This is a genomic window from Novosphingobium sp. Leaf2 (genome assembly GCF_001421325.1).
Taxonomy (GTDB): Bacteria; Pseudomonadota; Alphaproteobacteria; order Sphingomonadales; family Sphingomonadaceae; genus Novosphingobium.
On record NZ_LMJY01000012.1, the window covers coordinates 14888 to 37504 of the forward strand.

The 22617-nt window shown below is 65.3% G+C and carries 24 protein-coding genes; 6 read left to right on the plus strand and 18 right to left on the minus strand.

Features of this window, described 5'->3' with window-relative positions; all coding sequences use genetic code 11:
- Window positions 1–18: 18 nt before the first annotated feature.
- From ASE49_RS06715 to ASE49_RS06725, 3 genes are all read right to left on the minus strand, one after another.
- The gene (locus ASE49_RS06715; protein ID WP_056769651.1) at window positions 19–519 is read right to left on the minus strand and encodes a L,D-transpeptidase family protein; all 501 of its coding nucleotides are present in this window, start codon (window positions 517–519) and stop codon (window positions 19–21) included.
- Window positions 520–525: 6 nt separating this feature from the next.
- Window positions 526–1815, minus strand: a complete 1290-nt coding sequence (locus tag ASE49_RS06720; RefSeq protein ID WP_056769653.1) for an adenylosuccinate synthase — start codon at window positions 1813–1815, stop codon at window positions 526–528.
- 161 nt (window positions 1816–1976) lie between these two features.
- On the minus strand, window positions 1977–3107 hold the full coding sequence (locus ASE49_RS06725; RefSeq protein ID WP_056769656.1) for an ATP phosphoribosyltransferase regulatory subunit: 1131 nt from the start codon (window positions 3105–3107) through the stop codon (window positions 1977–1979).
- A gap of 176 nt (window positions 3108–3283) precedes the next feature.
- On the opposite strand from ASE49_RS06725, the gene ASE49_RS06730 reads away from it, so the two are divergent.
- Window positions 3284–4066: an EF-hand domain-containing protein gene (locus ASE49_RS06730; protein ID WP_056769659.1), complete on the plus strand. Its 783-nt coding sequence runs from the start codon at window positions 3284–3286 to the stop codon at window positions 4064–4066.
- 14 nt (window positions 4067–4080) lie between these two features.
- Here ASE49_RS06730 and ASE49_RS06735 read toward each other — a convergent pair whose 3' ends face one another.
- A complete protein-coding gene (locus tag ASE49_RS06735; RefSeq protein ID WP_056769662.1) occupies window positions 4081–4551 on the minus strand; it encodes an SH3 domain-containing protein in 471 nt (156 codons plus the stop codon).
- A gap of 191 nt (window positions 4552–4742) precedes the next feature.
- Here ASE49_RS06735 and ASE49_RS06740 point away from each other — a divergent pair, with 191 nt between their 5' ends.
- Window positions 4743–6044 carry an ammonium transporter gene (locus ASE49_RS06740; RefSeq protein WP_056770893.1) on the plus strand — a complete coding sequence of 434 codons (1302 nt, stop codon included), beginning with the start codon at window positions 4743–4745 and terminating at the stop codon, window positions 6042–6044.
- A 30-nt stretch (window positions 6045–6074) separates the two neighbouring features.
- Here ASE49_RS06740 and ASE49_RS06745 read toward each other — a convergent pair whose 3' ends face one another.
- The 5 genes from ASE49_RS06745 to ASE49_RS06765 all read right to left on the minus strand — a co-directional run bounded on the left by ASE49_RS06745 (window position 6075) and on the right by ASE49_RS06765 (window position 12387).
- A complete protein-coding gene (locus ASE49_RS06745) occupies window positions 6075–7481 on the minus strand; it encodes an NAD(P)H-dependent flavin oxidoreductase (RefSeq protein WP_056769664.1) in 1407 nt (468 codons plus the stop codon).
- Window positions 7482–7512: 31 nt separating this feature from the next.
- Window positions 7513–8280: a class I SAM-dependent methyltransferase gene (locus tag ASE49_RS06750; protein WP_056769667.1), complete on the minus strand. Its 768-nt coding sequence runs from the start codon at window positions 8278–8280 to the stop codon at window positions 7513–7515.
- A gap of 107 nt (window positions 8281–8387) precedes the next feature.
- The gene (gene prfB / locus ASE49_RS06755) at window positions 8388–9515 is read right to left on the minus strand and encodes a peptide chain release factor 2 (protein WP_056769669.1); all 1128 of its coding nucleotides are present in this window, start codon (window positions 9513–9515) and stop codon (window positions 8388–8390) included.
- Between the two features lie 167 nt (window positions 9516–9682).
- A complete protein-coding gene (locus tag ASE49_RS06760; protein ID WP_056769670.1) occupies window positions 9683–10627 on the minus strand; it encodes a copper resistance protein B in 945 nt (314 codons plus the stop codon).
- Complete coding sequence (locus ASE49_RS06765) at window positions 10624–12387, minus strand: copper resistance system multicopper oxidase (RefSeq protein WP_056769672.1); 1764 nt, start codon at window positions 12385–12387, stop codon at window positions 10624–10626. Before ASE49_RS06765 ends, ASE49_RS06760 begins: the two co-directional genes overlap by 4 nt.
- 116 nt (window positions 12388–12503) lie before the next feature.
- Here ASE49_RS06765 and ASE49_RS06770 point away from each other — a divergent pair, with 116 nt between their 5' ends.
- Complete coding sequence (locus ASE49_RS06770) at window positions 12504–12881, plus strand: copper resistance protein CopC (RefSeq protein ID WP_056769675.1); 378 nt, start codon at window positions 12504–12506, stop codon at window positions 12879–12881.
- 337 nt (window positions 12882–13218) lie between these two features.
- Here ASE49_RS06770 and infA read toward each other — a convergent pair whose 3' ends face one another.
- The gene (gene infA, locus ASE49_RS06775) at window positions 13219–13488 is read right to left on the minus strand and encodes a translation initiation factor IF-1 (protein ID WP_056770896.1); all 270 of its coding nucleotides are present in this window, start codon (window positions 13486–13488) and stop codon (window positions 13219–13221) included.
- Between the two features lie 488 nt (window positions 13489–13976).
- Between infA and ASE49_RS06780 the strand changes: the two genes are divergently transcribed.
- Window positions 13977–14315 (plus strand): hypothetical protein, encoded by a 339-nt coding sequence (locus ASE49_RS06780; protein ID WP_056769677.1) that lies wholly within the window; start codon window positions 13977–13979, stop codon window positions 14313–14315.
- Window positions 14312–14581 (plus strand): hypothetical protein, encoded by a 270-nt coding sequence (locus tag ASE49_RS06785; RefSeq protein ID WP_056769679.1) that lies wholly within the window; start codon window positions 14312–14314, stop codon window positions 14579–14581. The genes ASE49_RS06780 and ASE49_RS06785 overlap by 4 nt, the downstream gene beginning before the upstream one ends.
- Before the next feature lie 26 nt (window positions 14582–14607).
- On the opposite strand, the gene ASE49_RS06790 is transcribed toward ASE49_RS06785, so the two are convergent.
- The 3 genes from ASE49_RS06790 to alr are packed head-to-tail and all read right to left on the minus strand — an operon-like array spanning window position 14608 to window position 17362.
- A complete protein-coding gene (locus tag ASE49_RS06790) occupies window positions 14608–14955 on the minus strand; it encodes a RidA family protein (RefSeq protein ID WP_056769681.1) in 348 nt (115 codons plus the stop codon).
- A 26-nt stretch (window positions 14956–14981) separates the two neighbouring features.
- Complete coding sequence (locus tag ASE49_RS06795; RefSeq protein ID WP_056769683.1) at window positions 14982–16232, minus strand: D-amino acid dehydrogenase; 1251 nt, start codon at window positions 16230–16232, stop codon at window positions 14982–14984.
- The gene (gene alr, locus ASE49_RS06800; protein ID WP_156370172.1) at window positions 16229–17362 is read right to left on the minus strand and encodes an alanine racemase; all 1134 of its coding nucleotides are present in this window, start codon (window positions 17360–17362) and stop codon (window positions 16229–16231) included. The genes ASE49_RS06795 and alr overlap by 4 nt, the downstream gene beginning before the upstream one ends.
- Before the next feature lie 129 nt (window positions 17363–17491).
- Here alr and ASE49_RS06805 point away from each other — a divergent pair, with 129 nt between their 5' ends.
- Complete coding sequence (locus ASE49_RS06805) at window positions 17492–17959, plus strand: Lrp/AsnC family transcriptional regulator (protein WP_056770899.1); 468 nt, start codon at window positions 17492–17494, stop codon at window positions 17957–17959.
- A gap of 71 nt (window positions 17960–18030) precedes the next feature.
- On the opposite strand, the gene dnaN is transcribed toward ASE49_RS06805, so the two are convergent.
- From dnaN to ASE49_RS06830, 5 genes are all read right to left on the minus strand, one after another.
- On the minus strand, window positions 18031–19149 hold the full coding sequence (gene dnaN, locus ASE49_RS06810) for a DNA polymerase III subunit beta (protein ID WP_056769688.1): 1119 nt from the start codon (window positions 19147–19149) through the stop codon (window positions 18031–18033).
- 184 nt (window positions 19150–19333) lie between these two features.
- Window positions 19334–20098, minus strand: coding sequence for a 3-oxoacyl-[acyl-carrier-protein] reductase (gene fabG, locus ASE49_RS06815; protein WP_056769690.1), 765 nt, complete (start codon window positions 20096–20098; stop codon window positions 19334–19336).
- Between the two features lie 53 nt (window positions 20099–20151).
- On the minus strand, window positions 20152–21087 hold the full coding sequence (gene fabD / locus ASE49_RS06820) for an ACP S-malonyltransferase (protein WP_056769692.1): 936 nt from the start codon (window positions 21085–21087) through the stop codon (window positions 20152–20154).
- A 123-nt stretch (window positions 21088–21210) separates the two neighbouring features.
- Window positions 21211–21738, minus strand: a complete 528-nt coding sequence (locus ASE49_RS06825; RefSeq protein WP_056769694.1) for a VOC family protein — start codon at window positions 21736–21738, stop codon at window positions 21211–21213.
- Window positions 21739–21784: 46 nt separating this feature from the next.
- The gene (locus tag ASE49_RS06830; RefSeq protein ID WP_056769696.1) at window positions 21785–22594 is read right to left on the minus strand and encodes an LD-carboxypeptidase; all 810 of its coding nucleotides are present in this window, start codon (window positions 22592–22594) and stop codon (window positions 21785–21787) included.
- Between the last annotated feature and the right edge of the window lie 23 nt (window positions 22595–22617).

The following is a 22617-nucleotide window of genomic DNA, read 5'->3' on the forward strand; positions in this document are numbered from 1 at the left end:
TGAACGGGCGCACGCCGCTCAGGGCGTGATTTCGATCGGCGTGCCATCGCCCACCGCTTCCCACAAGGCCTCGATCTCCTCGTTTGAGACAGCGATGCAGCCATCGGTCCAGTCGCCCGGTACCCGTGCAACCGGCCAAAGATTGGGCTGACCGTGGATCATAATCATGCCGCCGGGCGACCGGCCCCGAGAGGCGGCGTACGCGCTGTCGGCAGCCCGCGGATAGGAGATGTGGAGGGAGAGGTGATACGCGCTTTTGGGATTGCCCCAGTCGATCGTGTATGCGCCTTCCGGCGTGCGCCCGTCCCCTTCGAAGCGCTTGGGGCCCACCGGCTGGCCGCCCAGCTGCACGTGCGCGATCGTGTGCACGATCCGGCCGCCCGCATACAGATCCATGGTCCGCGCCGCTTTGTGAACGCGGATCAGGTCGATCGCGGGAAACCGCAAGGGCGCCTGCGCGTGGGCGGAGGCAACGCCGGCCAGCAGCAGCAGCGGGGCGAATTTCAAGGCGCCCCGCATACCAGGTCAGTCCGCGAAAGGATCTCGCACGAGGATCGTGTCCTCACGCTCCGGACTGGTGGACACCAGCGCCACCGGAGTTTCGATCAGTTCCTGCACGCGCTGGATATACTTGATGGCTTGCGCCGGCAGATCGGCCCACGAACGGGCGCCTGCCGTAGTGCCCTGCCATCCGTCCATCTCCTCGTAGATCGGCTCCACCGCCGCCTGATCGCCGGCATGGCTGGGATAGTAATCCAGCACTTTGCCATGCAGGCGATACCCGGTGCAGATCTTCACCTTCTCGAACCCGTCCAGCACGTCAAGCTTGGTGAGCGCGATTCCCGTGACCCCGGAAATGGCGCAGGACTGGCGCGTCAGCACCGCATCGAACCAGCCGCAACGGCGCTTTCGACCCGTAACGGTGCCGAATTCATGACCGCGCTCGCCCAGCTTCTGGCCGGTGGCGTCTTCCAGTTCGGTCGGGAACGGACCCGAACCGACGCGGGTGGTGTAGGCTTTGACGATCCCCAGCACAAAGCCGGTGGCGGACGGACCAAGGCCCGATCCGCTGGCTGCCGTGCCCGATACCGTGTTGGAGCTGGTGACGAAGGGGTACGTGCCGTGATCCACGTCGAGCAGGACGCCTTGCGCGCCTTCGAACAGGATGCGCGCGCCGGCCTTCTTAACCTTGTGGAGACGGCGCCAGACGGGCTGCGCGAACTGCAGCACGTAGGGCGCGATTTCCCGCAACTGCGCGATCAGCGCGGCGCGATCGACCGGCGGCTGGCCGAAGCCGGCGCGCAAGGCATCGTGGTGCGCACACATGCGATCAAGCTGGGGCTCCAGCGCATCGAGGTGCGCCAGATCGCACACGCGAATGGCGCGGCGGCCCACTTTGTCCTCGTAAGCCGGGCCGATGCCGCGCCCGGTGGTGCCGATCTTGCCCGCACCGGCGGCGGCTTCGCGCAGGCCGTCCAGCTCGCGGTGGACCGGCAGGATCAGCGGGCAATTGTCAGCGATCGCGAAATTGTCCGGATTGATCTCCACGCCCTGTCCGGTCAGCTTCTCCACCTCGGCCTTGAGCGCCCAAGGATCGAGCACCACGCCATTACCGATGATCGATAGCGTGCCGGTAACGATGCCCGAAGGCAGCAGGCTGAGCTTGTAGACCTGATCGCCCACCACCAGCGTGTGGCCGGCATTGTGGCCGCCCTGGAAGCGCACCACGGCATCGGCGCGGCTGGCCAGCCAGTCGACGATCTTGCCTTTGCCCTCATCGCCCCACTGGGCGCCGATCACGGTTACGTTGGCCATGGGTATACTCCTCCACCCTGCCGAGGTGGATCCAATAACGCCCTTCGACAGGACTCGGCGAAATGGATGGACAGTGGGGCAAGCGCGCCCCGGCTTTTCGGTGCGGGCCCTAGAGGGAACGCGGCGCGCCCGTCAAGTGCGGCCACGCCCCATGCCCGGCATTAAACGAGGATGGGAACGGCCTGGCCGTTCTCCAGCCGATGCGAGCAGCCCAGCGACAGCGGATCGTCGCTTTCGCTCAGCGCGCTGACAGTGACCCAGCCTACCGCCCGCTGGCGCGCAGCCAGCGTCCGGTCATGGCCCAGCGGAAGGAACAGGCGCCGCTCCTCACCGCCAGTGCCGGGCAGCGTGTCGATCAACGGATCAGGATAGAGCGAGAAGCCGGTGGCAGGTTCGGTTTCCCGGCCGGACTGGCCCAGGATCGCATACGTGCCGCCCCGGCCCATCGCGCCGGCCACGCCGTCCGCATAGATGGTGAAGCCGAACCACGTCTGATATTCGAAACCGTGCCGCTCCGATGGGTCGAGCGTCAGGCGGGCCTTGCCGGCAACGCGCGCGGCGATCGTGCGCAGGCCAGCGATGCGGCTGGCAAGCGCACCGCTTGCATCAAACGCGGCCAGTTGCTCGATCGCATGGTCGAACGGCCCGACGGCATACAGCAGCGGCAAGTAGGCTTCGCCGCCCGCATCCACCAGACCGCCCGCATCCTTGGCATCCAGCATCCGGCGCACGGCGGCGATGTGCGCGGCGGGCAACGGCAGCGCCTCGGCGCTCAGTGTATCAACCAGGTCGGGCATCGTGAAGTCGATCGACACGCCGGTGGCCCCGGCTGCGTGCAGCGTCTCAATCGCCAGTTCGACGATTTCGGCGGCGGCCTGCGTCGAATCCGCGCCGATCAGTTCGGCGCCCAGCTGCAACCGTTCACGCGCGGGATCCAGCCCATCGCCTTTTACCGTCACCACCTGGCCCGAATACGACAAGCGCAGCGGGCGCGGCGCCTGGGAAAGCCCGGTAGCCGCGATCCGCGCGACTTGCGCGGTGATGTCCGAACGCAGCGCCAGCAGGCGCAGCGATGCCGGATCGATGAAGCGGAACATGCGGCGCACTTCCACGCCCGCCATGCGGCTCGCCAGTGCCTTTTCGAATTCCAGCACCGGTGTTTCGACGCGGGCGTAACCGTAGCTCGCCAGAACGTCGTGCGCAGCGCGGCGCACGGTCTGCGAGGCGAAGGCCTGTTGCGGCAAACGGTCGCCCAGTCCCTCGGGCAGAAGATCGCGGTCGTTTTCGTGCATGATGCGCGCGCCCTTAGCGCCGCGCGACGGCCTTGTCGAATGGCGTTGGCGATTGCGCTGCGACGATCAGCGACAAATTTTCCGTCGGCAGCCCGCCTGCAGCGGGTTAGACCGGTTCATGCGTCGGGCGGGACGCGTACAGGTCAACACGAAACTTGAAAAGATTGGGCCGATCCATGCGCGCATTCACCCCTGCCTTGCTAGGCCTGCTGCTGGCATCCGTATCCGCTCCGGCCTTCGCCCAGGACATGGGCGGCATGGGCGGCGAGGACATGGGCGGAATGGGCGGCGGCGGCATGGGCGGTGGCGGCGGCATGGGTGGCGGCGGGGGCCGTCATCATGGCGGCGAAGGCGGTGGCATGGGCGGTGAGCGTGGCTTTCAGCCACCCAAGCCGATCAAGCGCGACCGGTTCGACAAGCTGGTAACCGAGATGTTCCGCACCGCCGACACCAACCACGACGGCATCGTTACGCTGGCAGAATTGCACGCGCTGTTAGAATCACGCCGGCTGACGATCATCCAGGCCCGCTTCGCGCAGATCGACACCAATCGCGACGGCGCGATTTCACCCGCAGAGTTCATGGCCTGGCAAATGCAGCTTGGCGCGGCGGCGGCGCAGGATTCGGCGGCTGCGGCAGAGCGCAACGGCCCGGTTCCCGAAGCCATCATGCCCGATCCCGGCAACAATCGGGAGGATGCGATGATCGCGTCCCTGATCGACCCGTTGACCGGCACCGTCATCGGGCAGGCCAATACCAACTACGATGCCGGCGTCTCGCTGCCGGAGCTGCTGGCCTACGAAGGCAAGCGCTTCGAGGCGGCGGACACCGACCATGACGGATACCTCTCGGTGCAGGAACTGCGCGCCGCGCGGGGTCATGATGGCCGGCGCGGTGGTGCGGGTCGGCCAGGTGGGCCCGGCGGCGCAGGCGGTCCTCCCCCTCCCGAGGCGCCCTGACCTTCAGATGCAGCTCAGGGCGCCTGTGTGCCCCAAAGTTCGTCGGCGCGCACGAAGCCCTTGTGCCCGTCGCTATCGAACGCGCACCAGCCGTCCTTGCACTTGTCGATCAGGCCCACCACGCCCGGTTCCACCCGCCACAGCACAGGTGAGCCGGCGGACCCTTCCGCGTGCATTTCGATCAGGCTACCTTTCCTGACCATTGCCGAGCGTGAGCGTGACAGCATCAGGTCACGCATCCAGCCCCGCGTGCCGTCCGGGTCTTCGATCAGCCGCCACGGGCCTTCGCGCCGCAGGACTTTTACCGGCAGGTGGTGGCGGCGATATTCCCAGTCGATCCGAAACGAATCGCCGGGCCCTACGCGCGAATTGGCGATCTCCTTGTTGATCGAGGCCCAATACGGCACTTTATCGTCGTCAGCGGCCAGCACCGGAACGGCGACAGCGGCGACCAGCACCGCGAGCAGGGGTTTCAGCAGGTTCATCACAGACCTTCCTACCGCCAGCGCCCGCGCGCATTCAATAGTCTTGCCCGCCCCTTTTTGTGGACGGCGCATTTTCGCGACGGATACCAAAGCGCGCCAAGCCCTTGTCAGGAATTAATTTCGTGATCTAACCCGGCGTAAACAGGTTCGCAGCTAAGCCATGCCGGAATACGCAAGGGGGATACCTGATGATGACCAAGCGGCACCTGATGCCCCCGGTGGCTTTGCTGACCGTGCTGCCCACCATAGCCATTGCGCAGGATGGCCGGATCGACGTTGCCGATAGCGGCGACACGGCGTGGCTGCTGGCGGCAGCGGTGCTGTCGTTCCTGACGGTGCCGGGCATCGCGCTGTTCCACGCCGGGCGGATCCATCGGCGCAACGCCGGCTCGGTGATGCTGCAATGCCTGGGCATCATGGCGCTTGTTTCGGTGCTTTGGGTGACGGTCGGCTACACGCTCGCCTTCGGGCAGGCGAGCGGCGGCTGGCTGGGCCAAGGCAACGCGTGGATGCTGATGACGCTGGGCAACGTGCGCGGGGACACCGCCGTGCCGGAAAGCGCCTTTGCGCTGTTCCAGCTGTCCTTCGCGGTGCTAGCGCCTGCGCTGATGACCGGGGCGTGGGCGGAGCGTGCCCGGTTCGGCTGGGTGATGGCCTTTGCGGGCATGTGGAGCCTTGTCGTCTACGCCCCTGTCGCGCACTGGATCTGGGGCGGCGGCTGGGTGGCGACGGGCGTCGGCACGCTGGACTGGGCGGGCGGCATCGTCGTCAACCTGACGGCGGGCGTCTCAAGCCTTGCGGTGGCGGCGATGCTGGGCCGGCGCAAGGGGCAGACGAAAGGCGATAACGCGGCCCCCTCCCCGCTGCTTGCGCTGACTGGCGGGGCGTTGCTGTGGATCGGCTGGCTGGCGATGATCGGTGGCAGCGCACTTGCCGCCAGTGACGATGCCGCAGCCGCAATCATCGCGGGGCACGTTGCGGCGGCTGCCGGCGCGCTGGTGTGGGGTTTGCTGGAGCGGATGACCGCGGGCACATGCTCGCTCATCGGCGTTGCCACCGGCGCGGTGGCGGGCCTTGCCAGCATTTCGGCAGGCGCGGGCTACGTATCGCCCGGTGCGGCCATCGTGATCGGGGCCATCGGCGGCGGCGCGTGCTATTTCGCGACGCGGCTGATGCGCGGCAAACTGGCCTTTGTGGACGATGCGCTGGGCATCATGGCCGTCCACGGCATCGGCGGCGCAGTCGGCGCAGCACTGCTTGCGCCGTTCCTGGCCGAGCGGCTGGGCGGGGTCGGCTATGGTCAGGGCATGAACGCGATCGCTCAGGTCGTGGCGCAAGGCGTGGGCATCACCGTCGTCACCGCGTGGGCAGCGGTGGCCAGCGTCATTCTGGCGGTGATGGCCTCGATCGTGTTTCCCATGCGCGTGTCGGAGGAAACCGAAAGTCTGGGACTGGACATCGCCACCCACGGCGCGCCCGGTTCGCGGGACTGACCGAGCCTTGCGCGCGGTCAGCCCGCACGATCAGTCGCCGGTCAGGATGCGGTCCACCAGTTCCTTGACGGTGGGCGTGTAGCCGTTGGAATAGAACGGGTCCTGCTTGAACTTGTAGGCCGCGTGGCCGGCGAACATCAGATTTTCGTCGATCGGGCCGCCGTGGGCGATGTCCTGCAGCGTCTTCTGAATGCAGAAGCTGCGCGGATCGGCCAATCGCCCGGTGGTGTAATCGTCGTGGTCCTTCCATGACGAGAATGCGCAGTGCGACAGGCATCCCATGCAATCGGCCTGATCCTTGCGGATCATGTCGCGCTCCGCCGCATCGACGAACACGATCGTATCGTCCGGCGTGCGCAGCCCATCGGTAAAGCCTTGCGCGAACCAGCCGCGCGCGCGCTCCAGATCCTTGGGCGTGACCCAGAAGTTTTTGCCTTTGACGCCAACGTCGAGGCGCACGGTATGCTCGCCCGCTTCCACCTTGGAATAAGGGATCTGCCGTTCGGAGCGCGCTTCCAGGCTACGCAGGAACGGGTTGCGCACGGCAGATGAATAGAACCCGGTGGGCGAGAAACGGTGCAGCAGCACATCGCCCGGCTCCAGTTCGCGCAGCGCATCCTTCCACGCCTGCGGAATTGGGCTTTCCTGCGTCAGCAAGGGGCGCGTGCCGTACTGGAACGCGATCGCCCCCAGTTCGGGATTGTCGATCCACGCATTCCAGTCACGCAGGAACCACACGCCGCCGGCCATGATGATCGGCACGTCGTCCGATATGCCTTCCGCGCGCATCACATCGCGCAGAGCCTTGACGCGCGGGAACGGATCTTCGGGCTTCAACGGATCTTCGGCGTTGGACAGGCCATTGTGACCGCCGGCCAGCCACGGATCTTCATATACCACCGCACCCAGCAGCTGGGGCACCTTGTGGTAGGCCCGCTTCCAAAGCGCGCGAAACGCCCGGCCCGAGCTGACGATTGGCAGATAGTTGACGTTGAAGCGCGCCGCGATCTCGGACAGCTTGTAGGGCATGCCCGCACCGCAGGTGACGCCGGCCACCATGCCACGGGTCTTTTCCAGCACGCCTTCCAGGATCGGCTGCGCACCGCCCATCTCCCACAACACGTTGATATTGATCGCGCCCTCACCGCCCGCGATTTCATGCGCGCGCTGCACTTGCTCCACCGCGCCGTCGATCGCGTAGTCGATCAGTTCCTGGTGGCGTTCCTTGCGGGTCAGCGCATTGTACACCTGCGGCACGATCTTGCCTTCAGGGTCGTAGCTATCGGCATTCACCGCGCTGACGGTGCCGATACCGCCTGCAGCCGCCCACGCGCCCGAACTCATGTGATTGGTCGCAGACACGCCTTTGCCACCTTCGACCAGTGGCCAGACTTCGCGGCCACCGTACACAATCGGCTTGAGACCCTTGAAACTCATTGTCTTTTCGTCTTCCCCAAGGCGCTGTCGTTCAGCCCTGCAATGCTTTCGTCTGTGCAGGCATGGCGCCTGCGATACGGCAAGGTTTGATGTCCGTTGGCGCCGGACGGTTCCCTACAGCTTCGAACTGCGCATAATAGCCTTGTAATGCGGGCTTGCGAACAAATTCCGTCAACCGAAAGCCCACCGCAGCAAATTCGCAGAACAGCAGCGGCGGCGGGATTCCGTGCGCATCGGTGGGATGGTCAACGTCCACCACGATGACCCGCCCGCCCTGCCGCAGGGCCGGGCGCAGGCGCCACAGGAACGCGTAAGGCTCGGCCACCTCGTGGTACATGTGGACCATGAAAATGCGATCGAAGCTGGCGGGCGGCAGCTTGGGATCGTCCTGCGTGCCCAGTTTGATCGACACGGTATCCAGCTGTTCGCGCAACACGCGCGCGCCCAGTCGCTCGTTGGCGGCGGCGTCGATATCCTCGGCCAGCACGCGTCCCTTGGCACCCACGCGCTGCGCCAGGCGCACGGTGTAGTACCCCTCGCCCGCGCCGATATCGGCCACGCTCATGCCCGGCTCGATGCGGGCCAGGTCCATGACGACCTTCGCCTCGTTCACGCTGTCTCGCTGGGTTTCCGAGGCGAAGTTCGCCGCGTCGGCGCGCGAAACAGGTCGGTCGGCGGTAGGAAAAGCACGCGCGGTTTCGGGCCGGCCATCGTTGGCGGTGCGCTTGTGGCAGCCGGCAACAGCCAGCGGCGCGGCCAGCAGCAGCGCAACGCAAAGAGGACCAATCCCACGCACCATGCGGCCCTTTAGCCGCTCCGCATCGCGATGGCAAAATCCTTGATCGTGCATCGATGGCATCGCCCATCCGGCGCCCGAGCTTCTTAAGGGAAGCGCAGGCGTTCCGGTCAGTCCGCGTCTTCGACCTCGACCTTCTCGCCGGTCACGCGCTGCGAAAGCGCGGCCGCCATGAAGGGATCGAGATCGCCGTCCAGCACGTCATCGGGCGATGTGGACACCACGCCCGTGCGTAAGTCCTTCACCTGCTGGTAGGGCTGCAGCACGTAGGAGCGGATCTGGTGACCCCAGCCAATGTCGCTCTTGCTGGCATGCTCGGCGCTGGCGGCTTCCTCGCGCCGGCGCATTTCCGCCTCGAACATGCGCGCCTTGAGCATGCCCATCGCGATTTCGCGGTTCTTGTGCTGCGACCGGTCGATCTGGCTGGCGACCACGATGCCGGACGGCTGGTGGGTGATGCGCACCGCCGAATCGGTAGTGTTGACGTGCTGACCGCCGGCGCCCGACGCGCGATAGGTGTCGATCTTCAGGTCCGACGGGTTGATGTCGATTTCGAACGTATCGTCGATCACGGGATAGACCCACACCGAGGAAAAGCTGGTGTGCCGGCGTGCCGCGCTGTCATACGGGCTGATGCGGACCAGACGGTGGACGCCGCTTTCAGTCTTGGCATAGCCATAGGCGTTCTCGCCCTTGATCAGCAGCGTGCAGCTTTTGATGCCGGCTGCTTCGCCGGCATGGTAATCAACCATCTCCACCTTGTAGCCCCGGCGCTCCGCCCAGCGGGTGTACATGCGCTGGAGGATTTCGGCCCAGTCCTGGCTTTCGGTACCGCCGGCACCGGCGTGCACTTCAAGGTAAGTGTCGTTGGCATCCGCTTCGCCGCCCAGCAGCGCCTGAATCTTGTCCGCATCGGCGCGGTCCGCCAGCGCCTTGAGGGTGGCGAGGCCTTCGTTGATCGTGTCCTCGTCGTCTTCCATCTCGCCCAGTTCCACGAACTCGGCGGCGTCGGCCATTTCGGCGCTGATCTGATTGACGGTGCCGATCGCGGCTTCCAGGCGGCGACGCTCCTTCATCACCGCTTCGGCTTCCTTGGGTTTGTCCCACAAGGTCGGGTCTTCGACGCGCGCGTTCAGCTCGTCGAACCGGCGCAGCGCGCGGTCCCAGTCCAGAAACTTGCGTACCAGCGCGAGGGCTTTTTCGATACGCACGATGTGGGCCTGCCCTTCGGCACGCATGACAGCAAAACTCCAACAAAAACGACAGACCGGCGCATAGCGGGGCAATCGCCGATGTAAAGCACGGCGACAAAAGCCTCCGTGCGGACAGGCCGGCTGATAGCCGCAACGCACGGACGGTTTCAAGCGGGGATGCGGCAGACTTGCCGGTCGTGCTGCGGATCAGGTCAGAACATCGCCCGCACGCCCACAACGCCGGACACGCCCGATGCCCGGTCGCCCGCGGTGCGCGTCAGCCGGGCGGTGTCGCCAAGCCTGCGCTCCCAATGCACACCGACGTAGGGCGCGAAGGCGCGGTTGCGCTCGTATCGCAGCCGCGTGCCCAGTTCCATCCGCTCGAACCCGGACGCCATCTGGATGGCCGGCACGTCCTGAAACGCGAAATCGACCTCCATCTCGGGCTCAAGTACCAGCGATTGGGTGATGCGCTGCTGGTACGAAGCCTTGGTCCGCGCATGCACGTCGCCCTGCGTCGACACGAACAGCTGGGCATCCACATCGAACCAGTACGGCGCCAGCCCCTCGATGCCGATCAGCGCGTAGGATCGGTGCGATCCCGGCCCCAGATCCTGCCGCACGCCCAGTTGCAGGTTGAACCACGGGTCGAGCGCGCGGCGCCAGTAGGCGCTGGCCTCCGCCCGGCCGGACTTGCTCGCAACGGCGCGATCGCCCTCGCTGGCAAGGACCGCCCGGTTGATATCGCCGCCATACCACGCGGTGCCGTCCCAGCCGATCTCATCCCCGTTGCGGCCCGCGCGATACTCCAGCCGGTCGATGATCACGGCACCTGTGGTGACCTGCATTTCCGCGTTCATCGCCTGGCGCGCCGCCGCCATGTGTTGGGGCGAAAAGATGCGATCCCCCGCATGGTCGGTCGGGACCGGCGGTGGCGGTGCATCGGTTGGCCCGGCCATGTCCATGGCGGCGCGGTCGTGCTGGTGGTCCGCCATCTGCCCCGCGCTTTGGTCAGCAGACCGGCCCGATCCGTGCGCCATGCCGGCATGCTCCTGACCGGGAGGCATCGCGCCGGCATCCTGCGCCGCCGCGCCCGTAGCCACCGACACGGCGATCAGCGCCGCGAACAGCGCGCAAGTCCGGCGATCCCGTCTCACGCCTCGCGCCGCACGGTGACCACGCGCATCATGCCCGCGTGCATGTGCAGCAGCATGTGGCAATGAAACGCCCAGTCGCCCTCGGCATCGGCGGTCAGGTCGAACGCCGCCTTGCCGCCGGGCAGCACGTTGACGGTGTGCTTGCGCGCGCGGTGCCCCGCCTCGCCGCTCACCAGTTCGAAGAAGTGGCCGTGCAAGTGAATGGGGTGCGGCATCATCGTGTCGTTTATGAGGGTGACGCGCACCCGTTCGCCCAGCCGGAAGGGGATCGGCGCGGTCCGTTCGGACATCGCCTCGCCGTCCATCGACCACATGTACCGCTCCATGTTGGCGGTCAGATGCACGTCGATGTGCCGGGACGGCGGGCGCGGATCGGGATTGGCGTCCCGCGCGCGCAGATCGGCATACGTCAGCACGCGGTGATCCACAGCCTCCAGCCCGGTCGGCCGGTCCGCCAGCCGGTCCACCGGCATCGGCGCAAGCATGGCCACCCCCGGACCCAGCGGCACCGTGGGCGCGACGGACGGATCGCGCATTTTCATGGAATGACCCGCCATACCCCCCATCGCGGGCTTGGACAGATCGAGCACATCGCCCTTGCCCATCTCCATACCCGCCATGTCCATCCCCATGTCGCGCATGGTCAGGATCGGGCGGGCACGCAGTTTCGGCACATCGGCCAGCAGCCCGACACGTTGCGCCAGGGTGGCGCGCACCTGCCCCGAACGGTCGATCGCCTCGGCCACGATGGCGTAGGCCGGCACATCGCGCGGTTCCACCACGAAGTCGTACGTCTCGGCAATGGCGATCTGCACTTCGTCGGTCTGCACCGGTTGCACCGGGTTGCCGTCCGCCGCCACCACCGTCAGCGCAAGGCCGGGAATGCGGAAGTTGAAGTTGGTCATCGCCGATGCGTTGACGACGCGCAGGCGCACCTTCTCGCCCGGCGCGAACAGCCCTGTCCAGTTTTCAGGCGTGCCATGGCCGTTCACCAGATAGCTGTAGGTCGAGCCGGTAACGTCCGAAATATCGGTCGCGTCCATGCGCATGCGCGCCCATGCCAGACGATCGGAGAGCGACTGGTCGCGGCCCGCGAGCAGCCCTGCCAGCGTCTGGCGCTGGCGGTTGAAATACCCGCTCATCATCTTGAGCCGCCGCATCTGTTCGTGCGGATGCATCGTGCTCCAGTCGGACAGGACGATCACATGTTCGCGGTCACACGCAAGGGGATCCGGCCCGGCGGTGTCGATCACGATCGGGCCGTACAGACCCACCGCTTCCTGCATGCCGGAATGCGAATGATACCAGTACGTGCCGGACTGTTTGACCGGAAATTCGTACGTGAACGTCTCGCCCGGATCGATGCCAGGAAAACTGATGCCCGGCACCCCGTCCATCTGGAACGGCACCAGCAGGCCGTGCCAGTGCAGCGAGGTTTGTTCCTGCAAGCGGTTGGTCACCGCGATCCGTGCCGTGGTGCCTTCACGCAGCCGCAGCAAAGGCGCAGGCAGCGTGCCGTTGATGGTGACGGCATGGGCCGCGCGGCCACCGGTAGCAAAATGGCTGGGCGCGATCTCCAAGGCGAAATCGGTCCCGGTCAGCGCTCCGAATCCCGCCGCCGCAGGGCCGATTCCCGCCGTGCCGCTTCTGGCCCACGCCGGAAACATCCGGCCCAGGCCGACGGCGCCCGCCAGAACGCCGCCTGCCAGAACGGAACGGCGGGTTATCGGGGCTGGCGCGGGGATATCAGGCGAATTCATGCTTTTTCATGCTGGATGATGATGCCACAAAGCACAGACAGTCGCATAATGCTTGCGCGGCAGCGGCCCGGCTTCAAGGTGGATCGCATCACGGATGGAAACGGAAGATCACGCTTATGCACCGCAACGCCCTTGCTGTCATCGCCGCTGTAGCGATAAGTGCGATTCCCGTCATCGCCCTCGCGCAGCCGCACCTGGTTGCGTCCACCCCCGCCGCTGAAACCAGTGTCGAGAAGCCGACGGCGATCACCCTGCGGTTCTCCGAAAAACTGGCGCCCGCCGTCTCCGGGCTGGACATTACGATGACCGCAATGCCCGGCATGGCCAACCACGCACCGATGAAGGTGGCGGGTTTTACGGCGCAGGTGGCGGAAAACACGATCACCGTGGCACTGCCGCGCGCACTTCCGGCCGGAACATACAGCATAACCTGGCGGGCCGCAGGGCTCGACGGGCAACCTGCCCAAGGCGACTTCGGCTTCGCGGTGCGGTGAATACGGCGCGCCTGGCAGCCGTCACAAAAATACGGCAGCTACCCGTTGCGGGGCGCTGCCTGTAAATTCCCGTGACCCTGAGGGTCCGGTTGATCGGCTGGTCCGCCCTGGGTGATCCCAAGGCCGGTCCGGGCCGATAAAGAATGGTCAGTCGACCATTGCGGCGACGAGGCGCCGAAGGTTTTCCCGGGATAGCAGCCCGGCGGGCTGCAGCGTCAGGTGCGCTGTTGTGCCAAGATGGCGATGATTTTCGATGCTTGTGGAGCGCAGACCTGCGCCCGTGGTAAAAGTATGCATAGTTTCCTTTAAAGCGCGGTCTTTATATCCCGCGTTCTTCTTATCGTTTGAAGCCTCCACGCTTGCGCGGGGGTCCACCTGTCTGGCCGGGAGTACGTTCCCGGAAGACGATCCGACCCTTGGAAAGATCGTAAGGAGTCATCTCGACGTGCACGCGATCGCCGACCACCGAGCGGATGCGGAACTTGCGCATCTTGCCAGCGGTGTAGGCAATGATCTTGTGCTCATTGTCGAGCAGAACGGCAAAACGCCCATCGGGAAGGATTTCCTCGATGTAGCCTTCCATCGTCAACAGTTCTTCCTTGGCCAATCCAATATATCCAAAATAAGCATGCATTCGACCCTACGCATGCGTGACGCAAACGATCGAGCTATGCAGCCTGAGGGTGGGAGGCCGCGCAAGGCGGCCGATATTCCCGTCGCAACCGACGAAGCGAGAGCCATGTAGGCCGCAATCCCGAAAAATTCAATCCCCTTCGCAAACAGCGCGAAACGGGGAACTTCGTCGATTGCGACCTTGCCCGAATTAAATGGCGTATCGGCGAATTTGCCCTACAAGCGGCGTATTGCCGAAGATATCTCGCGCCTTGGCAACTGAGAGACCAGACGGCCTCCCGCACAAAGGAGAACCCCGATGGATATGCTGCCGTTCGTTTTTTGCCGCACGATTTATCCCACCTGCACCAATTCTCGAATCGGATCTGCATCTTCGTGTGACAAGGCGGCGTTTCTTGCAGATGTGAGCGCAAGTGACATCGCCGATTTGCTACCATCAGCACGGTCCTTGGCGAATATTTCATGTCTGTGACGGTTGCCAACCCGCCCGGCTTTTCAACGCCGCCAGCACGGCGCGGCATGCCGATGGCCCATGGTCGCCAGTGGCGCGAAGCGCCAGCACATTCCCGCCTGTGCCAGCGCCGTGACGAGATTTCGCGCCTGGCGTTCCTGTTGCTGGGTGGCCGGGAAGCGGCCTCCCGGTTTCTCGAAGCCGCGGCCCCGGACATTGGACCAGACAACGGATTGACTCGCCTGCAAGCAGCGATGCGATCGGCGCTGGGCCAGATGCAGGTTAGCGCGCAGTTGCACAAGTTCGCGGCGCTCAACCGCCCCTCCCCCTTTCAAGGACGCTGGACATGACCGAAACCACCGAGACCGAAGACGCTCCCAAGCCCAAACCCAAGCGCATGCGCTGGTCCGATCGCCCCAAGCTTTCGCCCGATGCCGCCGGCCGGCAAGGCCGCGTCACCAAGCTGGCGCTGGAAACGCTGGGCCGCGATGCCGCCATCGCCTACCTCAATGCCGATTGCGGCAAGTTGGGCGGCCGTCCGCTGGATGTGGCGATGGAATCGGCCGAAGGTTTCGGCCGGGTGGAGCGCGACCTGCAGGAAAAGGTGGCCGGTTGAGCCCGCTTGCTCTGCATCCGTGATCGTCAGCCTTTGGCGGCGATCATGATGATTTCCACCTTGTAGTCCAGCGATGCCAGCTTCGATTCGCCGGTAGCCCGGGCAGGCGTGGGATGTCCCGCGATCCAGCCGTCCCACACCGCGTTCATCACTTCGAAATCGGCAATGTCCGCCAGCCAGATCGTGGCCGAAAGCAAATGATCCTTGCTGCTGCCGGCCTTGGCCAGCAGCGCCTCGATCTCTGCCAGCGCGGTTTTGGTCTGCGCCGTAACGTCTTCGCCGGGTTCGCCCACCTGCCCCGCAAGATAGATCGTGTTGCCGTGGATAACGGCCTCGCTCATGCGCGGGCCCTGGTCGATGCGGGTGATGGTCATGGATCGTCTCTTTTTTGCGTAGTGGTTCAGTAGCGGCTGATCGCCAGGTCGCCCGCTTCGATCTCGGGCCTGCGCCCCGATATGATGTCCGCCAGGACATGCGCGGACCCGCAAGCCATCGTCCACCCCAGCGTGCCATGCCCGGTGTTGAGAAACAGGTTGGGGATCGGCGTCGGCCCGATCACCGGCGTACTGTCCGGTGTCATCGGGCGCAGGCCGGACCAGAACGTGCCAGCGGCCAGATCGCCGGCGCCGGGAAACAGCGAGCCTGCCGAATGCTCCAACGTCGCGCGCCGCTCAGGCGGCAGATCACGCGAAAAGCCCGAGATTTCGGCCATTCCACCGATCCGGATACGCTCGCCCAGCCGGGTTATCGCCACTTTGTAGCTTTCGTCCAGCAGCGTCGATACCGGCGCGCGCGCCTCATCCACGATCGGCACGGTGAGCGAATAGCCCTTAACCGGATAGACCGGCAGCCGAATCCCCAGCGGCGCAACCAGCTGGGGCGAGAAGCTGCCCGCCGCCACGACATAGGCGTCCGCCACGATCGGCCCGGCATCGCTATCGACCCGCACGATCCGCCCGCCATCGGCGACGATGCGCGATACGGTTACGCCGTAGCGAAAATCGACACCCCGCGCGCGTGCCAGTTCGCCAAGGGCATTGGTGAACTTGAAGCAATCTCCCGTTTCGTCATGCGGCAGCCGCAAGCCACCGGCGATGGGTGCTTGGCTGGCGGCCAGACCCGGCTCCGCGGCGATGCAGCCGGCCTTGTCCAAGACTTCGAACGGCACCCCGTCCGCGCTGAGCACGGCGATGTCCTTACCGATGGCATCAAGCTGCTTTTGCTCGCGAAAAAGCTGTAGGGTGCCCTGCATCCGCTCATCATACCGGATGCCGGTGTACTGGCGCAGCGCGATCAGGCGGTCGCGGCTGAATTCGGCCAGGCGCACCATGCGCGCCTTGTTGACCGCGTAGCTGCGCGCGTTGCAGTTGCCCAGCATCGCCACCAGCCAGCGCAGCGTCGCCAGATCGGCGTGCGGGCGCAGGATCAGCGGCGCATGCTTCATCGCCAGCCAGCGCAGCGCCTTCATCGGAATGCCCGGTGCCGCCCACGGAGAGGCATAGCCGGGCGAAATCTCCCCGGCATTGGCGAAGCTGGTTTCCAGCGCCGGGCCGGGCTGGCGATCGACCACCACCACCTCATGCCCTGCCTGCGCGAGATACCAAGCGGTCGTCACGCCGATCACGCCGCTGCCCAGAATGGCGACTTTCATGATGCTGCGCTCCGCTGCAAATTCTGGATCGCGGGCGCTTGGGCTGCGGGCAGATATCGCCGCTCATAGCGCGCGCTCAACTGGGTGAGGATTTCGTAGGAGATCGTCCCGGCATCGTGCGCCACCTGGTCCAGCGTCTGATGCGGGCCGATCAGTTCCACCGGATCGCCGGGCTTCAGCAGCCGCTCGGGAACATCGGTCACGTCCAGAATGATGCTGTCCATCGACACGCGCCCGACGATTGGCGCGCGGATGCCGCCGATATACCCCGCCCCGCGATTGCCCAGGCTGCGCGGCCATCCATCGGCATAGCCGACCGGCACGGTGGCAAGGCGCATGGCATGGGGGGCGTGGAACGTCATCCCGTATCCAACGCCGGTCCCTGCGGGAATGTTGCGCACCTGGGTGATGCGCGCTTCCAGCGCGACTACGGCGCGCATCGGATTGTCACCGGGCCCGGGCGCGCCGCCATACAGCGCGATCCCTGCGCGCACGAGATCGAAGTGCCCACGCGGCAGAAATGCACCCCCACTGTTGTCCAGCGCAGCCGGCACGCCGGGAAAATGCGCAGCGATGGCGCGAAAACGCTGCGCCTGCATCGCATTGGCTGGGTCCGCCGGGTCGTCGGCGCAGGCCAGGTGGCTGATGAGATAGCGCAAGCTGATCCCGTCCAGCAGTTCGGGCCGGGCCAGCACCGCGTCCAGCTCGTCCTGCGGCAGACCCATGCGGGACATGCCGGTATCCAGCTGCAGGATTGCTGGCAGCACGTCGCCGTGCGTGTCAGCCTGCGCCTTCCAGCGCACGATCTGGTCAAGAGAGTTGAGCACGGGGATCGCGCCGATCCGTGCGCACGCGCCTTCCGATCCCGGCATCAGGCCGTTAAGCACATAGACCGGCACCGCAGGGTCGCTCAGTTGCGGAATCAGCGCCTCGGCCTCGCCCAGCAGCGCCACGAAAAGGTGGCAGCATCCGTGCGCGATCAGCGTGCGGGCGACCGCCTCCGCGCCAAGGCCATAACCATCGGCCTTCACCACACCCGCGCAGTGCGCCGGCGCTACTTGCGCTGCCAGCAGGCGATAGTTCGCGGCCAGGGCATCCAGATCGATCATCAGGCGCGCACCGTCGTTCACGCACAGCTCCATAGCAAATCACGCGACGCGGATCGTATCGCACCGCGTTTCAAATAGGCTGCCAGATGCTCGCACGAAATGCTAGGAAACACGATTATTGGCAACATCGTGCAAAGGATACGCAGCTTCGTGCCATGGGTAGCCGACGAACTGGACCGCGCGATCCTGCGCCTGCTGCAAACAGACGGGCGCAAGCCCAACGCCGAGATTGCGCAGGCGGTGGGCCTGTCACCGTCCGCATGCCTGCGCCGCATCCGCATGATGGAGGATCGCGGCGTCATTCGCGGCTACACCGTGCTGACCGGCCCGCAGGACGAGGATGAGCGGGGCGTGGACGTGGTGGTGCAGGTCACGCTTGACCGGCAGACCGACGATTATCTCTCCCGCTTCGAAAACGCCGTGCGCAAGTGCCCGGAAGTGCGCGAATGCTTCCTGATGGGCGGCAACGTCGATTACTGGCTGCGGCTGCGCACCGAAAGCGTGGCGGCATACGAGGCGATCCACGGCGAAGTGCTGTCCCGCCTGCCGGGAGTGACGCGGATCAGTTCCAGCTTCGCCATGCGCGATGCGCTGCGCCCCCGGCGGGGTCGTAAGTAGGCCAGGACCGCAAACGAAAACGGGGCCGGACGTTTTCACGCCCGACCCCGTTTTCGGCATTATCGAGGAGCCTAGACCCGCATCGGCATCAGCACGTAGAGCGCCGGGCTCTTTTCGTCCTGACGGATCAGTGTTGGCGCGGCGGCATCGGCCAGGTGCAGTTCAACGGTGTCGCCTTCAATCTGGCCCAGGATGTCCTTGAGATAATTGGCGTTGAAGCCGATCTCGAACCCTTCGGAGGAATACTGCGCGGGCACTTCTTCGGCCGCGGTGCCGTTGTCTGGCGAAGTGACGGACAGCGTCACCCGGTCGGTGTCGAGCGCCATCTTGACCGCGCGGGTCTTTTCGGTGGCGATCGTGGCCACGCGGTCCACGCCCTGGAAGAAGGTCTTGGGATCGACTTTCAGCAGCTTGTCGTTCCCGGTGGGAATGACGCGGGTGTAATCGGGGAAGGTGCCGTCGATCAGCTTGCTGGTCAGCACAACACCATGTTCGCCGCCCATCGTGAAGCGGATCTTGCTGGCGGACAGATCCACCAGCACGTTGGTGTCCAGCGCTTCTTCCAGCAGCTTGCGCAGTTCACCCACGCATTTGCGCGGCACGATCACATCCGGCATACCTTCGGCGCCATCGGGCCGGGCGATGGTGAAGCGCGCCAGCCGGTGACCGTCCGTGGCGGCGGCTTTCATTTCCTCGTCCGAGACGTGCAGGAAAATGCCGTTGAGGTAATACCGCGTCTCTTCGGTGGAGATCGCAAACCGCGTCCGGTCGATCAACTGCGCCAGGGTGGCAGCCGCAATCTCGAAGCTGGTGGGCAGTTCGCCTTCCGCGATCATCGGAAAATCGTCACGCGGCAAGGTGGGCAGCTGGAAGCGGCTGCGCCCGGCCTTCACCACCATGCGATTGTCCGCCGCATCCAGGCTGACCTGGCTGCCTTCGGGCAACTTGCGCGCGATGTCGAACAGCAGGTGTGCCGAAACCGTGATCGCGCCGGCCTGCTCCACCGAAACCGCGCTGAGCGTTTCCACCACCTGCAGGTCAAGGTCCGTCGCCATGATCCTCAGCGCGCCGCCTGCAGCCGCCTCTATCAATACGTTCGACAGGATCGGAATGGTATTGCGGCGCTCAACCACGGACTGCACGTGCGATAGACAGCGCAGCAGCGTAGCGCGTTCGATAGTGGCCTTCATGACAGCCTAAAGTCCCCCTTGATCGGGCCGGGTTTCGCAAAACCCCTAAATTCGGACCACTATCTCTAACGCACGAAGGCCCAGCGGCAAGGCAAACGCGGCGCGAAACCGGCGAATCTGGGGATAAATCGGCAGATATCCGCAAGTCTTGCGAACAGGTTACGAACCGCCCTGCCCGCGTGCCTCAAACCATCACCATCCCGCCGTTGACGTGGATCGTCTGCCCGGTGACATAAGCCGCTTCCTTGCTGGCCAGGAACACGGCGGCGGCGGCGATCTCTTCGCCCTCGCCCATGCGGCCGATCGGGATGCGTGCGTTGAGCGCCTCTTTCTGCGCGTCAGGCAGCACGTCGGTCATCGGGGTGCGGATGAAGCCGGGGGCGATGCAGTTCACCGTCACGCCGCGCGTGGCCAGTTCCTGCGCCAGGCTCTTGGACATGGCGGTGATGCCGCCCTTCGCCGCGCAGTAATTCATCTGGCCGGGATTACCGGTCGTGCCCACCACCGATGTGACGTTGACGATGCGCCCGAAGCGCGCCTTCATCATCGGCTTGGTGACCGCGCGCATCAGGCGAAATGTGGATTCCAGGTTGATGCGGATCACCTGGTCCCACTCCTCGTCTTTCATGCGCATCGCCAGGTTATCGCGGGTGATGCCGGCGTTGTTCACCAGGATATCGATCTTGCCCAGCGATTCGAGCGCGGCGGGCACCAGCTTTTCCACCTGATCGGCATCGCCCAGATTGCAGGCGATCGCCACGTGATCCACTTCCTGCAGATGCTGCGGGCGGTGATCGTCGAGCTCGTCGCGAAAAGCGCGCAGCTTTTCCGCGTTGGAGCCCGAGATCGCCAGCCGCGCGCCCTGCGCCGCCAGCGCGCGTGCCACCGATGAGCCGATGCCGCCGCTGGCGCCGGTTACGAGCGCGGTCATTCCGGTAAGGTTGAACATCGCGAAAACTCCTTGGTCGCCCCGGTTCACGGCGGGGCTTGTACAGGTCTGACTTACAGGCTTTTCGCCAATTCCTCGATCTCGGCCATCGTGCTTGCCGCGCTCACTTCAACGTCGCCTGCGGACCGCTTGATCATCGGGCCGACCACTTTGCCGCCCAGTTCCACGAAGTGTTCCACGCCGGCAGCGTGCATCGCGATCGCGCTTTCGCGCCAGCGCACGCGCCCGGTCACCTGCTCGACCAGCAGGCGCTGCACTTCGGCGGGATCGGTGACGACGGCGGCGGTGACGTTGGCAAACAGCGCAACGCGCAGCTGCCCCGGCGGCGTGGCGGCCAGCGCCTCTGCCATGACGTTGGCGGCAGGCTGCATCAGCGGGCAGTGGAACGGGGCGGAAACCGGCAGCGGCACGCCGCGCTTGATTCCATGCTCCTTGACCAGGGCAATCGCGCGTTCGATCGCTTCCTTGTGGCCGGACAGCACAACCTGGCCGGGATCGTTGTCGTTCGCGACGGTGCAGACCTGACCCTCAGCGGCGGCTTCGGCCAGGGCGGTCGCCTTCGCGATGTCCGCACCCAGCAGCGCCGCCATCGCGCCGATACCCACCGGCACGGCGGCTTGCATTGACTGGCCGCGCAGCTTCAGCAGCCGCGCGGTATCGGACAAGCTGAACGCGCCCGCGGCGCAAAGTGCGGTATATTCGCCCAGCGAATGCCCGGCCACGAAATCGGCCTTGTCCGCCAGAGCGATGCCGCCTTCCTTTTCCAGCACCCGGAGCACCGCGATGGCATTGGCCATGATCGCAGGCTGGGCGTTTTCGGTCAGCAGCAGTTCCTCTTCAGGCCCCTGCCCCATGATGCGGAACAGATGCTGGCCCAACGCATCGTCAACTTCCTGAAACACCTCACGCGCCACCGCGCTGGCCTCTGCCAATTCGACGCCCATGCCGACCTTCTGGCTACCCTGTCCGGGAAAAACGAATGCACGCATCTGACACCGCTCCTTGCATCGCGACCAGGCTTGCTGGGCTTTCGCCTCAACCGCAAGCCTGCCTTCTGTGGCGCGGCGGGGTATTGCCCTCGGGCGTTTTGCGCAAGCCCCGTCGCGGTTCCGTCACCCGAAAGCGATGTCGATGGTCACGCCCTTGCTGAAGTTTCCGGCCTTGCGCCGCACCAGATCGTAGAAGCCCAGCAGGCTGGCCGTGGGGGCGTACAGTTCCAGCATATGGCCATGCAGCGCCACGGTATCGATGAAAGCGTAGCGGAAGCCGTCCGTCATCTCGGCGTCCAGCGCCAGCGCGTGACCTGCATCGGTGAACTGCGCCACCACCGCATCCAGATCGTCCGCGAACAGCGCCACATGGTGTAGGCCCTGACTGCCTGATCCTTCGGGATAGAGATCGTGGAAGGCGGAAGGGCCCGCGTTGTTCTGCTGGCAGAACTCGATCATCACTTCGCCCCACTGGCCATAGGCGCTGGAATGATCGAGTTCGCGCTCCACGCCGCGATGAACGGCGCGGACCAGCGGGATGTGATCCGCGATGTAATACGGCCCCGACCCGAATGCGGCGGAGTGCGCACGGGCAGCCGCGCGCACGTCCGGCACGAAATACGCGATCTGTCGTATCGGCAATGCCGTCACCTAACTCTCCCGGTTTTCTTTTTATGAGCAGGGTGTACCGCACCGGTCAACCGAACGGAACTATCCTGTTGGCTGCATCGTGGCCGATGTCGGCGGCGCCCAGAAACGGGATCGCGTGGCGTTGGCACCATTCGCGCGCGATCGCTTGCGCATCGGCCCCGAACGGACGGTCGTTTTCCGGCACGTCGCTAACCCGCCCCAGCCGCAGGCCGGCAATGCCGCCAAGGTGGGCTGCTACATGGAAGAACAGGCGATCGACGGCGTAAAGGTATTCCGACACTTCCTCGACCATCACGACGTGATTGGCGAGCCCGGGCATCAGCGGCGTGCCCGCCAGCATCGCCAGCGTCGTCAGGTTGAAGGCGGCAACAGGATGGCGCTCCTCCGCCAGCGAAGGCTCCAGCCCATCCCGCGCGCCCGACAGGTATGCCAGCGCGCGGGTTACGGCATCGGCACCGCCGGTGCGGCGAATGTCGGCCAGCATCGGGCCATGTACCGGGCGGCCGATGCGGGCGCGGTACAAGCCGCCCAACAGATACCCCGCGTCGGAAAAGCCCAGATAGGTCTTCTGCCCAGCGGCATGGTCGAACTGCGCGATGGCCGCTTCGGCGATCCGGCACGCGCCATAGCCGCCCCGCGCGAACCACACCGCGTCGATGCCCGGATCGTTGGCGCATTCCACCAGCGCTGCCGTGCGCTGCGCGTCGCTGCCGGCAAAATGCCCGGCCACCGCAAAGCACTGCGGGTGAATGGTCAGTTCAACGCCGGGAAATTGGGCGGCAGCCAGCGTTTGCACGGCTTGCGCATCGTGTGGGGTGATCGGAGTGGACGGGGCGCAGACGGCGATGCGGATCATGGCCCTTTTCTATCGAGGTTGTC

Excerpts from the sequence above, each read along its gene's own strand:
- fabD (WP_056769692.1), bottom strand. The coding sequence starts at position 21,087 with ATGCGTGCATTCGTTTTTCCCGGACAGGGTAGCCAGAAGGTCGGCATG.
- ASE49_RS06765 (WP_056769672.1), bottom strand. The coding sequence starts at position 12,387 with ATGAATTCGCCTGATATCCCCGCGCCAGCCCCGATAACCCGCCGTTCC.
- ASE49_RS06740 (WP_056770893.1), top strand. The coding sequence starts at position 4,743 with ATGACCAAGCGGCACCTGATGCCCCCGGTGGCTTTGCTGACCGTGCTG.
- fabG (WP_056769690.1), bottom strand. The coding sequence starts at position 20,098 with ATGTTCAACCTTACCGGAATGACCGCGCTCGTAACCGGCGCCAGCGGC.
- ASE49_RS06745 (WP_056769664.1), bottom strand. The coding sequence starts at position 7,481 with ATGAGTTTCAAGGGTCTCAAGCCGATTGTGTACGGTGGCCGCGAAGTC.
- ASE49_RS06770 (WP_056769675.1), top strand. The coding sequence starts at position 12,504 with ATGCACCGCAACGCCCTTGCTGTCATCGCCGCTGTAGCGATAAGTGCG.
- dnaN (WP_056769688.1), bottom strand. The coding sequence starts at position 19,149 with ATGAAGGCCACTATCGAACGCGCTACGCTGCTGCGCTGTCTATCGCAC.
- ASE49_RS06795 (WP_056769683.1), bottom strand. The coding sequence starts at position 16,232 with ATGAAAGTCGCCATTCTGGGCAGCGGCGTGATCGGCGTGACGACCGCT.
- ASE49_RS06725 (WP_056769656.1), bottom strand. The coding sequence starts at position 3,107 with ATGCACGAAAACGACCGCGATCTTCTGCCCGAGGGACTGGGCGACCGT.
- ASE49_RS06780 (WP_056769677.1), top strand. The coding sequence starts at position 13,977 with ATGTCTGTGACGGTTGCCAACCCGCCCGGCTTTTCAACGCCGCCAGCA.
- prfB (WP_056769669.1), bottom strand. The coding sequence starts at position 9,515 with ATGCGTGCCGAAGGGCAGGCCCACATCGTGCGTATCGAAAAAGCCCTC.
- ASE49_RS06735 (WP_056769662.1), bottom strand. The coding sequence starts at position 4,551 with ATGAACCTGCTGAAACCCCTGCTCGCGGTGCTGGTCGCCGCTGTCGCC.
- ASE49_RS06785 (WP_056769679.1), top strand. The coding sequence starts at position 14,312 with ATGACCGAAACCACCGAGACCGAAGACGCTCCCAAGCCCAAACCCAAG.
- ASE49_RS06715 (WP_056769651.1), bottom strand. The coding sequence starts at position 519 with ATGCGGGGCGCCTTGAAATTCGCCCCGCTGCTGCTGCTGGCCGGCGTT.
- ASE49_RS06830 (WP_056769696.1), bottom strand. The coding sequence starts at position 22,594 with ATGATCCGCATCGCCGTCTGCGCCCCGTCCACTCCGATCACCCCACAC.
- ASE49_RS06720 (WP_056769653.1), bottom strand. The coding sequence starts at position 1,815 with ATGGCCAACGTAACCGTGATCGGCGCCCAGTGGGGCGATGAGGGCAAA.
- ASE49_RS06730 (WP_056769659.1), top strand. The coding sequence starts at position 3,284 with ATGCGCGCATTCACCCCTGCCTTGCTAGGCCTGCTGCTGGCATCCGTA.
- ASE49_RS06750 (WP_056769667.1), bottom strand. The coding sequence starts at position 8,280 with ATGGTGCGTGGGATTGGTCCTCTTTGCGTTGCGCTGCTGCTGGCCGCG.
- ASE49_RS06790 (WP_056769681.1), bottom strand. The coding sequence starts at position 14,955 with ATGACCATCACCCGCATCGACCAGGGCCCGCGCATGAGCGAGGCCGTT.